Here is a 13,234-nt window from a genome sequence, read left to right as displayed (position 1 = left end):
ATCGAGAACCTATGAATTGGTAACCACCTACAGAAATGTATATGGATTAAAGAAATAGTGTATAACAATGGGTGTGTTAAAATGAAAAAGAGTCAAAGGGCACGGGGTAAACATTTTCAAGCCGCAGTCGCAGGAAGTCCTTTTAGAGCTGATAAAGCAATCCGAGAAAGAAAAAGCAGTTGCTGTGGGCGTGGATATCGACGGCGCAGGTTCTGTAAACTTCGCACTTTCCGGAAAACCTGTTTTCAGGAAAACGATCGATGAACTGAAGGAACTCAAAAAATCAACCGCGCTTCCTTTTATTGTCAAAGGTATCATGTGCGAGGAGGATGCACTTGCTGCGGTCGAAGCCGGGGCTGATGTGATAGGAATTTCCAATCACGGCGGCAGGGTTCTAGACTCAACTCCAGGGGTTGCGGATGTTCTCCCTGAAATTGTGAAAGCCGTGAGAGGAACTAAAAAAGGTAAAAGGGTTGTGATCACGGCAGACGGGGGAGTAAGAACAGGGTTTGATGCTGTCAAAATGTTTGCTCTTGGAGCTGATTTTGTCCTGGTGGGAAGACCGCTGGCAAGAGAGGCAGTTTCTAGCGGGGTAGAAGGAGTCAAGAGAATTTTGGAATATTTGAAAACAGATTTTAAAATCGCAATGATTATGACTTCCTGCAATACCCTCAAAGATATTAATGAGACTATTCTTATCAAGGGAAGTTAGCATTTGTATATGCACTCAAAGAAGGATGTAAGTACGTGCCAGTGGGGGAACGGGAATACGCCTAAAACTTACATACATCCCCCTTCAACTTCTGAGAAAGCTTCATATTCTCAGAGTAATCAACCTCAACATCAAAAACCCATATTCCTCCATCTTCAAGTGCCTTTTTTAGCAGAGGGGCAAACTCCTCCGCCCTATCTATCCTGACCCCTTTTGCTCCAAAACTTTCCGCAAGTTTGACAAAGTCAGGGTTGGAAAATTCAACCCCAAAGCTCCTATTGAATTTTATTCTTGCCTTCCAGTCTATAGACCCGTATTTTGAGTCGTTAAAGATAACCACGGCAAAGCTGCAGCCAAGCCTCCTGGCGGTTTCAAGCTCCTGGAGATTCATCATAAAACCGCCGTCGCCCACTGCAGCAATCACTTTCTTCTCTGGGAGAACAAGGTTTGCCGCAATGGCGCCCGGTAAAGCAAAACCCATGGAAGCTAAGCCATTGGAGATTATAACCGTGTTAGGTTCGTAAGCCGGAAAGAGCCTTCCTATCCAGAGCTTGTGCGCGCCTACGTCGCTGATAAGGATGTCACCTCTGGAAAGACACTTCCTTATATCATATAATATCTTCTGGGGCTTCATCGGAAAACTCATGTCATCCCCGAAGGATTCAAGTTCGCCTTCGATTATTCCCTTAAGCTTTCTGAAGTATTCTGGTATTTCTTTTTTAAAGTCGCAATAAGTTACTAAATGCTTCAGTGTTTCCTTGATGCTTCCGATTAGAATGAACTCGGGCAAGTAGCTGGAATCCACTACTGGATGGTTAGAATGGATGTGGATTATATTTTTTGAAGCCTCTGGATTCCAGAATCGCGGGCTGTACTCTACCGGATCAAATCCAATACATATCACAAGGTCTGCAACGTCAATGCCGCAGATGATATAATCCTTTTCCTGAATGCCCACAGAGCCTAAGTAGAGGTGGCTGTCCGCAGGTATCGCCCCTTTCCCCATGAAAGTTGTGGCAACCGGTATACCTGTTCTGTCTACGAACTCTTTAAGCTCCGGGAAAGCTTCCTCCCTTAGAATTCCATTGCCTGCCAGTATTATGGGCATTGAAGCATTTTTTAGAAAAGCAGCCACTCTATTCAATTCATCTTCTCCCGGCGAACTGATATGGCCTTTACCTTTTCTCTGAAGAGGTACTTTACCTGTCTCTTCCTCTGCCACATCCTCTGGAAGCTCTATATGCACCGCTCCAGGCGCGTCAGCGGCTATATCAAATGCCTTCCTTACGATCTCAGGTATAAAGTCAGCACGTTTGATGATCGTGTTCCAGTTTGTGATGTACTTGAAAGAACCCACGATGTCGATGTATTGATGTGCTTCCTTGTGAGTTTTTTCCTGGTCTGCCTGCCCTGTTATCGCTACCAGGGGCGCCTTGTCAAGATACGCATCTGCCACGCCTGTAATAAGGTTCGTCGCCCCTGGACCGAGCGTAGAAAGGCAAACACCCGGAGTGTGCGTAACCCTCCCATAGACATCAGCCATAAAGGCTGCTCCATGCTCGTGCCTTGTAACAATAAATTTTATCTTTGACCTTGAAAGGGAATCCAATAAATCAAGGACCTCCTCTCCAGGGACGCCAAATATGTACTCCACACCCTCATTCTCAAGGCATCTTACAAAGAGGTCGCTACCTTTCATTTCAGTACACCGATATGGATTTGATATTCATGAATTCGTAGAGCCCGAATTTTGAGAGCTCTCTTCCAATGCCGCTCTTCTTTACTCCTCCGAAAGGCAGGCGAGGGTCGGACTTAACAAGCGAATTTACAACCACAACGCCTGCTTCAATCTCTTTTGCAAGACGAAGTGCCTTGTCCCTGTCCTTGCTCCATATACTCGCCCCGAGCCCAAGCTCGGAGTCATTGGCTACTTTTATCGCTTCAGACTCATCTTTTACTGGAACTACAGGCGCCACAGGACCGAACGTCTCTTCCTTTAACACCTTCATTTCCCATGTGACATCGGAAAGTACGACAGGAGAATAGAAGAACCCTCTCCTTTGAAGTCTTCCTCCTTCAAGTAGAACTCTTGCTCCTCTGGATAAAGCATCCTTCACCTGTTCTTCAAGGAGTTCTATCTGCTCCTCCCTTACAAGTGGGCCTATATCAGTATCCGGGTCCATCGGGTCCCCTACTTTGAGGTTAGAAGCATACTCAACAAATTTTGAGGTAAACACCTCTGCTATACTTTCTTCGACGATGAAACGTTTCGCAGCGATACAGCTCTGACCAGCATCGAGAAACCTGCTGGCAACTCCAATCTTTGCAGCCTTTTCTATATCAGCATCTGCAAGTACGATGAAAGGATCACTTCCACCAAGTTCGAGGACAAACTTTTTCATGTTCTGCCCACAGACCTCTGCCACCTTCTGTCCTGCAGAAACGCTGCCTGTTAAGGATACTGCATCTATCTCCTTTCTCTTTATAAGTGCTGATGCAGTTGATCCATCTATCAGTAGCGTCTGGAAGACCCCTTCGGGAAAACCTGCCTCTAAAAAAACCTTTTCAAGTTCCAATGCGCATAAGGGGACGTAGCTTGAATGTTTGAGCAATACAACGTTCCCGCCAGATAAAGCCGGGGAAGCGAAACGCAAAGCCTGCCAGAATGGAAAGTTCCAGGGCATGATGCAGAGTATCGCTCCACGCGGTTCAAATGAAACGTACGACTTCCTGGCATCTGTTTCCACGATCTCAGGTTCCAAAAATCGCTCAGCATTCTCCGCGAAGTACTCAAGAGCCCATGCGCATTTTTCAACCTCGGGTATGGACTCTTTTACAGGTTTACCCATTTCCAATGTGATAATTTCACCAAGTTCCTTCTTCCGTCTTCGCAACACCTTCGCAGCATTCGTAAGATATTCTGCCCTGTCAGAGATATCCAGATTCTTCCATTCTGAAAAGGCAGTCCTGGACTTTCTAATCGCTTCGTTTATCCTTTCTTGTGAATAAAGTTCAAATTCCCTATTTATCTCCCCCGTAGCGGAGTTAATAGAGATCATCTTTTTCATGGTTTTCAACTCCTTTTATTACTTAATATATTTCTGAGGAATGTATGCAGTATGCCGCCATTTCTATAAAATTCCACCTCAATCAGCGAGTCCAGTCTTGCCATGACGTTAAATGTCTTTTCTTTTCCATTTTCATCTCTTGCAACCACGCGCAGTTCTCCCCCAGGCTCTATGTTACTTATACCAAGGATATCCAGTACCTCATCCCCATTAATGCCCAGCGTATCTGCGCTCTCCCCTTTCATGAACTGCAGCGGCAGAACGCCCATTCCCACGAGGTTGCTCCTGTGGATGCGCTCAAACGATTCAGCTATTACTGCTCTGACCCCAAGAAGACATGTGCCCTTGGCAGCCCAATCGCGGGAACTGCCTGTGCCGTATTCTTTCCCTGCTATGATAGCAAGAGGGATGCCGTTCTTTTTGTAAAGCATCGCTGCATCGTAAATTGTCATTTTTTCTCTGGTGGGTAAATATAGAGTCCATCCTCCTTCTTTATCAGGAACAAGTCTGTTCCTGAGATTTATGTTTGCAAATGTTCCCCGCATCATGACATCATGATTTCCTCTTCTTGATCCGAAGGAATTGAAATCTTCCGGTGCCACTCCACAGGATATCAGATACTGTCCCGCAAGAGCGTCTTGAGAAAATTCCCCCGCCGGGGAAATGTGATCCGTCGTGATGCTGTCTCCCAGGTATGCAAGTACCCTGAGACCCATCAAATCACCCTTTTCAGGAAGCTTTACCGGGAAATCCCTGAAGAAGGGAGGTTCCTGGATATAGGTCGATTCGTTGTCCCATTCATAGAGTTTGCCAGAAGGGACTTTGAGGTTCTCCCATAGCTCTGTGCCGTCTGATATCTCTGAATACTGTTTTTCAAACAACATTGGTTTGATTATATTTTTTATAACCTGCCGGATTTCCTCTTGATCAGGCCAGATATCTTTTAGATATACCGGTTTTCCATTCGGATCGTATCCGACAGGTTCCGTTTTAAGATCAATATCCACTGTACCAGATATGGCGTATGCTACCACTAATGGAGGCGAGGCAAGGTAATTTGCTTTGACGAGCGGGTTAATCCTGCCCTCAAAATTGCGGTTTCCACTTAATACCGAAGCGACTATAAGGTTATTCTCTTTCACCGCCCTGGCAACGTTCTCCGGGATCGGACCGCTATTGCCTATGCATGTCGTGCATCCGTATCCCACAAGGTGGAATCCCAGAGCCTCAAGATAGGGCATGAGTCCCGAGTTCGCAAGGTATTCACTCACAACACGCGAACCTGGAGCAAGGCTAGTTTTAACATAAGGCTTGACCTTGAGTCCGCGCTCGACTGCATTCTTTGCCAGGAGACCTGCTCCGATAATCACAGAGGGGTTTGAAGTGTTGGTGCATGAGGTTATGGCTGCAATTACTATCGAACCGCTTTTTACCGGGACTTTCATCTCATATTTTGCGCTGGGCTGTTCCCCGCCGATATGTTTATGCTCGACCCTGAAGCTTCCGCCCTCTCCAAGCCAGCGGTGAAATTCATGATCAGCTTCCACTTCAGTTTTTTTCCGCAGAAACGTCTCCTCCATGGCTTTGTGGAAACTTGCTTCCATTTCATCAAGAGGTATACGATCCTGGGGTCGTCTCGGCCCTGCGAGGCTTGGTTCAACGTTGCTCATGTCAAGTTCCAGAGTCTCGCTGAACAGGGGTTCTGGACTTTCATCTGTGCGGAAGAGACCCTGCTCCATTGCATATAACTTAACCAGATTAACGTGCTCCCTTTTCCTTCCTGTCATCAGGAGATAATTCAATGTTTCCTCGTCGATGGGAAAGAATCCCACAGTTGCTCCGTATTCAGGAGCCATGTTGGATATGGTCGCCCGGTCGGGCAGGCTTAATGTGTTCAAACCCTGCCCATAGAATTCAACGAATTTACCCACAACGTTATGTTTCCTTAAGATCTGGGTAATGGTGAGAACAAGATCTGTGGCTGTTACTCCCTCCTTCAAATCACCGTAAAGCCTGAATCCTACAACTTTAGGAACCGGCATGTGATAGGGCTGGCCGAGCATGACAGCTTCTGCTTCTATCCCTCCAACACCCCATCCCAGCACTCCCAGGCTATTTATCATTGTGGTATGAGAGTCCATCCCGACAAGGGTATCCGGAAAGGCGACAGGCTCGCCGTTCACTTTTTTGACCTGAACTACCGACGCGAGATATTCAAGATTTACCTGATGGACTATTCCTCTGCCCGGTGGAATAATGCGAAAATTATCAAAAGCATTTTGACCCCATCTAAGAACAGTATACCTCTCGTGGTTCCGTTCAAATTCCTTTTTCTCATTATAAGCTCTGGCGTATGAGGTGCCGTAATAATCCACTTGGATGGAATGGTCAATAACAAGGTCTGCGGGTATAACGGGATTAATCTTTGCCGGGTCGCCTCCCAGCCTTTCAACAGCCGACCTCATGGCAGCCAGGTCAACCACTGCGGGAACTCCTGTGAAATCCTGCAGAAGCACCCTTGCAGGAATAAAAGGTATCTCGCGCTCTGGCATCTTTTTTGGATTCCACCTAGCTAATGATTCGACATCTTCCTCCGTTACAAGCAATCCATCCACATGTCGAAGGAGAGCTTCAAGTAATATCTTGATGGAGTACGGAAAATGAGAGATGTTTCCTAAGCCTATCTCCTCAAGTCTGCTAATGCGATAGATATTCACGCGACCCTTGCCTGTATCGATAACATCTTTAGACCCAAATGGATTCATGTCTGCGTTCATATCCCTTTGTTCGCTTTAATTACTCCTTCACCAGCCCTCATTACATCATCTATTAGCCCATATTCCATCGCTTCCTCTGCTGTCAGGAAGAAATCCCTGTCCGTATCTTTCTCAATGACCTCAATGGGCTGCCCTGTGTGATGGACCAAGATTTCGTTAAGATGCTTTTTAATCCTTGCCATCTCTTTTGCCTGAATAGCGATATCCGATGCCTGTCCCTGTGCTCCACCAAGTGGCTGGTGTATCATCACCCGTGCATTAGGAAATGCCATCCTTTTTCCCTTGGCTCCCGCTGCCAGTAAAACCGCAGCCATAGAGGCAGCCTGCCCGATACAGATGGTTTCGATACCGCATTTGGTGCATTGCATTGCGTCGTAGATAGCAAGGCCAGCAGTGACCAGTCCTCCGGGGCTGTCTATATATAAACGGATATCACCTTCGAAGTCTTTTGCTTCTAAATAAAGAAGTTGTGCGATGATACTTTCTGCAGTATCTTCATTGATTTCACCTGTGAGAAATACTATCTGATCATCCAGCAGGCGGGAATAAATATCCAGCGTATGCGGACCATGTGGAGTTTGCTCTGATACATAAAGCATTTTTGGAATTGCCATTTTTTTTATCCTCCTTTTTTGTTCAAATCATGCTACATCAAACTGACCTGATCCCACTTCCACTTTAGGAATCCTTATATAGAAGGATTTCAGCGATGTATGTCAAGAATACATTACGTTTAATATTGGATAAAATTATCGCTATGAGAGAGAACTGTAGCAGCAGGCGTTAAAGTAAGCTTATTGGTAAGTGCGGTAGCAAATAGCCCAAAAAGCATCAGTATCCATGCTGAAAGTACAAATGAATTGAAGACGTTGCGAATAGGTCCATGGATAAAAGATAGAATTCTTCTTATCGATCTTGGTTTTTATAAACATCAGCTTTTTGCAAGGATCAAAGAGAACGGCTGCTACTTTGTGTCCAGGTTGAAGGGAAACGCTGATCCTCTCATTGTGGATGTGCATAATACTTGCCGGGGTAACAGTATCGATGTGAAAGGAAAATATATCAGTGAAATTCTACCAAAGTTAAAACGACAGGTACTCGATGTTGAAGTTGAGGTCTCTTTCAAGAGACGAAAATACAATGGCAAGGAAAGATTGGATACTGAACAGTTCCGATTGGTAGCGGTTTTCAATGAAGATGAGGAAAAGTACCATGTTTATCTCACTAATATTTCAAAAGATGTTTTGGAGGCTGAAGATGTTGCGAAACTCTATGGGGCAAGATGGGATATCGAGACCGTTATGAATGTTTATTCGAGTCAGGCACTTGATCCTCATGTCAACAGATATCGATTCAGGGATGATTGGTGGGCTTAACCGATGACCAATGAGAAGTCATTAAGATAAGGGAAGCAACAGGTGTTTTGCCTGAGCCTGCTGGCTATTACGATAATCTCACTGCAAGGCAGAATCTCAGGTTCTATGCCAAACTCTATGATATCGATGAAAAGACAAGAGAGAAGCGTATCGTTGACTTATTAGAATTAGTGGGTCTTAACCGTGTTTCTGAGCAGTCACAGCATGGCTGAGGTTGAGGAGATATGCGACAGGATAGGCGTAATTGCTCGCGGTAAGCTGCTGGCTGTAGGTACTGTAGAAGAACTCAGGAATAAGGTACGAGAAAAAGAAGGAGCAAGATATGTACTTGAAGTCCAGGACTTGCCGGTACAGAGGGTTATAGAGGGGTTGAAGGGAGTAAAAGGCGTGCGTTCTGTCGAACCAGTAAACGGTCATATCTCGTTACTGACTGATCCGGACGCACGCCTTGGAATAGCCGCGGCAGTAAAATCCATGGGTGGAACCATATCCATGTTCGAGGAAGAGAGAATGGATTTGCAGAGAGTTTTCCTGAAACTGATTGAGGCATCTGCATGATACTGTAGAATTATAAAACGATACAGAATTATGAGAAGGAAACCCGGAAACGAGATAGCGAAGGCTAAACTCGAACTCCAGGATGTGATCGAAGAGCTACTTACCAGGCACCGTCTTGACATGTTCGGGCACTATAAGTACGATCTCAGGCTCAGAATGCCAAGCCGCCTGGTTATTAATAATGCGGACAGCTATGCATCAGTCGGGCACTATTATGAACCTGATGGAGGCTTGGTGTTATTTATTAGGAAGCTTGACAGGTACATGAGAATAGGGCTGTATTATGACCTGAATGGCGACCACATGTGCGATCCCGTGCTGACTATTGAATGTATCAACAGGGTGTGGCATCCTATTGGAATTGAGCGTATTCTCGGGTATGCTGCCTTAAGCTATGCTGTGGGTTGCAAACGTGTGATGTATCCTGATAAAGTTGAAGAGTTCATGTCATTCCAGCGCATGTTTGCACAGTATATCCGGGAGCAGGAGTGGCTGAAGAACGGGGTAAGGATAAAGAGAAAATAGGTACCAGATACGTCCTTGAAGTTTAAAAAAGAAGACAACTTACTACAGACTGAAAATTATACTTTGATTAGATAATAAACTCAGAGATGGCTGTAATCATTCTTTCCCTATCATTACTTCAGTTGCCTTTACCACAGCCACCACTTTATCGTCTTTTTTGATATCCAGGGCATCGGCAGCCTCTTTTGTGATGACGGCAGTTATCGTGGTCGGCTCTATGGATATCTTAACCTTTGCGATAAGACCCTCTTTCTCGACCTCGATTACCTTACCCTTAATCTGGTTCCTTGCAGAAATTTTCAACCCGATCACCTCCCAGAATGTAGCATCATAAATGGTTTGCGCAAGTATGCTTTGATATGTATTATATGCATCAAGTAAGCTTATTGCCTTTTCGGTCAGGAACGTGCCCTGGGCTTTTCCACCCCGTTTTTTTATTATAACAGGTTCTCCCACGCTTTCTTCTATCTCTTTTAAAAGCAGCCACGCATGCTTGTATGAGATTTTTACTTTCTTACATGCTTTGTTCAGCGACCCTTCATCCCTGATACTTTCCAGAAGAGCAGCCTTACCTTCACCTATTATCGGCTTATCTCTGTTGTTTACCAGCCATAGCTTTGTTTTAGCCAGCGTTCGTTCCATCGTAAATAAAATGTAAAAATCAATATATAACACTTAAGGTAGCGGTGAGTATCATTTCTTATACACAAGCGCCCCGGTTACCGACGCCAGTATGCCTATCAGCACATATCCAAAGCCTTTCATGCCAAAGTACGTATCGATAACGGTTGAAATACCCCAGAGAGTCAGGAAGAACCCGGTCGCAATTAATGCTGCCGCAATTGTTATATAATACAGTTTCTCACTGAATTTATGTAAGCCCTCTGCTACACCAGTACCGATTGCACTGATTACAACCTTTTCTGTTTCCTGGGAAATCCATTGAATGATTAATTTTGAAGTCTCACCAAGAGATTCCAATACGCCTGACACTAACTCTTCCTCGATACCAGGTAACCAAGGATAAGACCCCCGATGAAAGCCCCGCTCAGGCAGGTGAAAGGTTTTTCCTTTATACTTTCTTCAGCTCTGGTTTTTCCTTCGATAAATGCTTTGGATATGCTCCCCTGCTTCCCAAGGAGTGCATCGGATAGCTCATCTATCCTGGCACTCAGGGTCTTTAGTGACTCTGCTACGTCCACTTCATCCATACTAAACCGTTCCTCCCTTTGAAAAATAACCAATCAGGAATATAGACAGGATCTTATCTTGTCTTACTCTTGCCCCTTCTCGACATAAGAAAACCAAGAGCCAGACCCCCGACAAATGCCCCACCCAGGTAAGTGAAAGGCTTCCCCTGGATCGTCTTTATAGCCCTGGTTTTCTTCTCGGTAAGCGCATCTGAAATCCCGCTTGATATATTTTCTTTCTTCTCAATAAGCGCATTAGACAGCTCATCTATCCTTGCACTCAACGTCTTTAATGTCTCTGCTACTTCAACTTCTTGCATAATATAACCTCTTCCTCCCATCAAATATATGTTATATGTGTACTTAAGTTTTTCTCAACTATATAGAGAGGCGTTTGCCACCCCATTTTACGCCTGCTTATTTTATTTCCAGGTCTCTGACATAGATACCCTTATCTATGATTTCTCCCACTATCTTCCCTCCAAGCATTTTTGCTGCTTCCATGGCTTCTCCCCGGGGCAGCACGACAACAAAACCCATGCCCATGTTAAAGGTCTTGTACATCTCAAGGTCTTCCACACCCCCTTCTTCCTGCAGGAACCTGAAAACGGGCTGCGGTTCCAGCGGGTCGGTAATATTGAACCCGTACTTTGTGATGCGGTGAAGCTTCATAAGCCCGCTGCCAGTTATATGCGCAAGACCGTGGAGATCGAAGCGGCTCGCTGCATCCAGTATTTCCATATAGATCCTTGTGGGGATGAGCAGTTCATCCCCGATGGTGGTATCAGTATTGCAGGGGAACGGATTACCGTACCGGTACCCGGCGCTTTTTATTATCCTGCGCACAAGGGAATATCCATTGCTGTGCACGCCTGCTGAAGGAAGTCCCACGATAGCGTCGCCAATTTCAATACGCTCGCCTGTGATTATACGGTCTTTTTTTACCATGCCGAGGCATGTGCCTGCAAGGTCAAAGCCCCGGATGATATCCGGGAGAGAGGCGGTTTCGCCGCCCACTATTGTTATCCTGGACATCTCGGCTCCTTTTGCCAGCCCTTCCCCTATCTGCCTCATGATCTCATCGCTGGGTTCGCTTATTGCGATGTAATCCACGAACGCAAGAGGCTCTACGCCCATTGCCAGCAGGTCGTTCACGTTCATGGCTATGCAATCAATACCGACAGTGTTCCACCTCTTCATCTCGTTCGCTATCAGCACTTTTGAACCAACGCCGTCGGTGGTAAGAGCGAGTGCGTACTCGCCAAAATCGATAAGACCTGCGTAATGGCCCACATCTGTCAGCGGCGCGCCCATGCCGCTGCGCTTATAAGTAAGCTGCCGCGCAAGAGCAGCGATAGCCTTGTTCTCCTTCTCGATGTCAACCCCGGATTTTGCATACGTTAGAGCCATGCGCCACTTAATGAGGACGAACAGATAAAGACTTTATGATTAGGATAGAGCAGGCATGGATAGGAGGTGGGAGTGACGTCTAAAAGAAATATTATCGCCTGCTCACTATCATCATTATTATGATAATAGTAAATATAGTTATCGGTTTAAAAACCTCAGGATTTGTACTTTTCCCAAAACTATTTCATTTCATAATAACTACTGGAGGGCGATGCTCACCAAACGTATCATCCCGTGCCTTGACGTGACGCTTGATAAAAAAGGAGGCTGCGTTGTCAAAGGTATCGAGTTCGTGAACTTAAAAGAAGCGGGCGACCCTGTGCAGCTTGCGAAGATGTACAATGAGCAGGGGGCGGATGAGCTTGTTTTCCTGGATATTACGGCATCGCACGAGCGCAGGGGAACGATGATAGACGTGATCGAGAGAACGGCAGACGAGGTATTTATACCTCTCACGGTCGGGGGCGGGATAAGCAGCACGGAAGCCATAAGGAATATCCTGCGGGCAGGCGCAGATAAGGTTTCTATTAACACGGCAGCTGTGAAAAATCCCGCGTTTGTAAAGGAATCCTCGGAGATATTCGGTTCCCAGTGTATCGTTACAGCCATCGACTGCAAACGCAATCCCGATATCAAGAATAATAAGGATAAGACCATTATCGAGCTTGAGGACGGGACTGAAGCCTGGTACGAGGTTGTTATCTACGGTGGCAGGACTCCTACCGGCATAGACACGGTGCAGTGGGCGCAAAAAGTGGAGGAACTGGGCTCAGGCGAGATACTTCTTACCAGCATGGATAAAGACGGCACAAAGGACGGCTACGACCTTCCTGTGACCAGGACGCTTTCAGAGCTGCTGGACATCCCCATCATAGCCTCAGGCGGCGCCGGGAATATAGGGCACATGTATGAGGCGTTCACCGAAGGCAGGGCTGATGCTGCGCTTGCGGCGAGCATTTTCCATTTCGGGGAGTACACGATAGAAGAAGCTAAGGAATATCTGGGGAAAAAAGGCGTAGCGGTCAGGTTATAAATATTTTAAAAAATAATCAAGCCTGCTGTGTTCAGGCGAACGGATGTTTGGCTTTCTCCTTCCGGGCAAGTGCCTCATCTACGGATGGCTCTCTCTTCATCGCTCTCTCGATAGCAAGCTTTGTAGCCTCGTAGTTGTAATCATATATCTTTTGCTTGTCTTTTGCCTCCCAGTGTATGAATACCGAGACTATTATCAGCAGGTCTTCGGCATCGTCCTTATTTATCGTTCCTTCCTCGACGCAATCCATTACGGCCTTTGCGACAGATGCCTGCCCCGGGCCGAACATAAGCAACGCCTGGTCTGCATTTTTAATACTGACCTTGTTCACTATCAGTGTTGAAGGCTTTGGCTGCAGGTTCGGCTCAAGCACTGCCAGGAGAGGTGTGTGTCCTTCCCTCGGCATTGCAAGCGAATTCATAAAAGCTGTTTCAACAGCGGTTCCTTTTGTGCCTATTACCAGGTCAATGTGGGCTATCTCGGCTCCATCGCCAACAAGCGCCTCGCCGACCATGCTTTTTACTATGTGTGCCATTTGACCACCTAGATTCTCCTGAGCACTGATTGTATATATTAGTTAGCTTT

General features: G+C 46.0%; 15 protein-coding genes and 1 pseudogene. 6 read left to right on the top strand and 10 right to left on the bottom strand.

What is annotated here, in order from left to right:
- The first annotated feature begins 184 nt into the window (after positions 1 to 184).
- The gene (locus MNV_RS11490; RefSeq protein ID WP_179293954.1) at positions 185 to 712 is read left to right on the top strand and encodes an alpha-hydroxy-acid oxidizing protein; all 528 of its coding nucleotides are present in this window, start codon (positions 185 to 187) and stop codon (positions 710 to 712) included.
- A 61-nt stretch (positions 713 to 773) separates the two neighbouring features.
- Here MNV_RS11490 and MNV_RS11485 read toward each other — a convergent pair whose 3' ends face one another.
- Genes MNV_RS11485 through MNV_RS11470 form a run of 4 tightly spaced genes read right to left on the bottom strand, consistent with a single transcriptional unit; the run spans position 774 to position 7,171 of the window.
- Complete coding sequence (locus tag MNV_RS11485) at positions 774 to 2,411, bottom strand: acetolactate synthase large subunit (RefSeq protein ID WP_096206096.1); 1,638 nt, start codon at positions 2,409 to 2,411, stop codon at positions 774 to 776.
- A gap of 1 nt (position 2,412) precedes the next feature.
- Complete coding sequence (locus MNV_RS11480; protein ID WP_096206095.1) at positions 2,413 to 3,780, bottom strand: NAD-dependent succinate-semialdehyde dehydrogenase; 1,368 nt, start codon at positions 3,778 to 3,780, stop codon at positions 2,413 to 2,415.
- A 5-nt stretch (positions 3,781 to 3,785) separates the two neighbouring features.
- On the bottom strand, positions 3,786 to 6,557 hold the full coding sequence (gene acnA, locus MNV_RS11475; protein WP_096206094.1) for an aconitate hydratase AcnA: 2,772 nt from the start codon (positions 6,555 to 6,557) through the stop codon (positions 3,786 to 3,788).
- Positions 6,554 to 7,171, bottom strand: a complete 618-nt coding sequence (locus tag MNV_RS11470) for an ATP-dependent Clp protease proteolytic subunit (RefSeq protein WP_096206093.1) — start codon at positions 7,169 to 7,171, stop codon at positions 6,554 to 6,556. The genes acnA and MNV_RS11470 overlap by 4 nt, the downstream gene beginning before the upstream one ends.
- 150 nt (positions 7,172 to 7,321) lie before the next feature.
- Between MNV_RS11470 and MNV_RS11465 the strand changes: the two are divergent.
- The 4 genes and pseudogenes from MNV_RS11465 to MNV_RS11455 all read left to right on the top strand — a co-directional run.
- Positions 7,322 to 7,876 (top strand): annotated as a pseudogene (locus MNV_RS11465) (IS4 family transposase); the annotation flags it as partial.
- A gap of 104 nt (positions 7,877 to 7,980) precedes the next feature.
- Positions 7,981 to 8,145, top strand: a complete 165-nt coding sequence (locus tag MNV_RS19690; RefSeq protein WP_179293953.1) for a hypothetical protein — start codon at positions 7,981 to 7,983, stop codon at positions 8,143 to 8,145.
- The gene (locus MNV_RS11460; protein WP_096206091.1) at positions 8,138 to 8,491 is read left to right on the top strand and encodes an ATP-binding cassette domain-containing protein; all 354 of its coding nucleotides are present in this window, start codon (positions 8,138 to 8,140) and stop codon (positions 8,489 to 8,491) included. The genes MNV_RS19690 and MNV_RS11460 overlap by 8 nt, the downstream gene beginning before the upstream one ends.
- Positions 8,492 to 8,521: 30 nt before the next feature.
- Complete coding sequence (locus tag MNV_RS11455; RefSeq protein ID WP_096206090.1) at positions 8,522 to 9,016, top strand: hypothetical protein; 495 nt, start codon at positions 8,522 to 8,524, stop codon at positions 9,014 to 9,016.
- 96 nt (positions 9,017 to 9,112) lie between these two features.
- Here the strand turns inward: MNV_RS11455 and MNV_RS11450 are convergent, their stop codons facing one another.
- From MNV_RS11450 to purM, 5 genes are all read right to left on the bottom strand, one after another.
- Complete coding sequence (locus MNV_RS11450; protein WP_096206089.1) at positions 9,113 to 9,658, bottom strand: TOBE domain-containing protein; 546 nt, start codon at positions 9,656 to 9,658, stop codon at positions 9,113 to 9,115.
- A gap of 51 nt (positions 9,659 to 9,709) precedes the next feature.
- Complete coding sequence (locus MNV_RS11445) at positions 9,710 to 10,009, bottom strand: hypothetical protein (protein ID WP_096206088.1); 300 nt, start codon at positions 10,007 to 10,009, stop codon at positions 9,710 to 9,712.
- Positions 10,009 to 10,227, bottom strand: a complete 219-nt coding sequence (locus tag MNV_RS11440; RefSeq protein ID WP_096206087.1) for a hypothetical protein — start codon at positions 10,225 to 10,227, stop codon at positions 10,009 to 10,011. The genes MNV_RS11445 and MNV_RS11440 overlap by 1 nt, the downstream gene beginning before the upstream one ends.
- 53 nt (positions 10,228 to 10,280) lie before the next feature.
- Positions 10,281 to 10,526: a hypothetical protein gene (locus MNV_RS11435; RefSeq protein ID WP_096206086.1), complete on the bottom strand. Its 246-nt coding sequence runs from the start codon at positions 10,524 to 10,526 to the stop codon at positions 10,281 to 10,283.
- Between the two features lie 97 nt (positions 10,527 to 10,623).
- Positions 10,624 to 11,616, bottom strand: coding sequence for a phosphoribosylformylglycinamidine cyclo-ligase (gene purM / locus MNV_RS11430; RefSeq protein ID WP_096206085.1), 993 nt, complete (start codon positions 11,614 to 11,616; stop codon positions 10,624 to 10,626).
- 211 nt (positions 11,617 to 11,827) lie between these two features.
- On the opposite strand from purM, the gene hisF reads away from it, so the two are divergent.
- Complete coding sequence (hisF, locus tag MNV_RS11425; RefSeq protein WP_096206084.1) at positions 11,828 to 12,649, top strand: imidazole glycerol phosphate synthase subunit HisF; 822 nt, start codon at positions 11,828 to 11,830, stop codon at positions 12,647 to 12,649.
- Between the two features lie 31 nt (positions 12,650 to 12,680).
- Here hisF and fae read toward each other — a convergent pair whose 3' ends face one another.
- Complete coding sequence (gene fae / locus MNV_RS11420) at positions 12,681 to 13,184, bottom strand: formaldehyde-activating enzyme (protein ID WP_218838008.1); 504 nt, start codon at positions 13,182 to 13,184, stop codon at positions 12,681 to 12,683.
- Between the last annotated feature and the right edge of the window lie 50 nt (positions 13,185 to 13,234).

Origin of the sequence: Candidatus Methanoperedens nitratireducens (assembly GCF_900196725.1) — an archaeon.
Taxonomy (GTDB): domain Archaea; phylum Halobacteriota; class Methanosarcinia; order Methanosarcinales; family Methanoperedenaceae; genus Methanoperedens; species Methanoperedens nitroreducens_A.
Note: the sequence above shows the minus strand (reverse complement) of the source record. Positions and strands in the feature narration are given on the sequence as shown.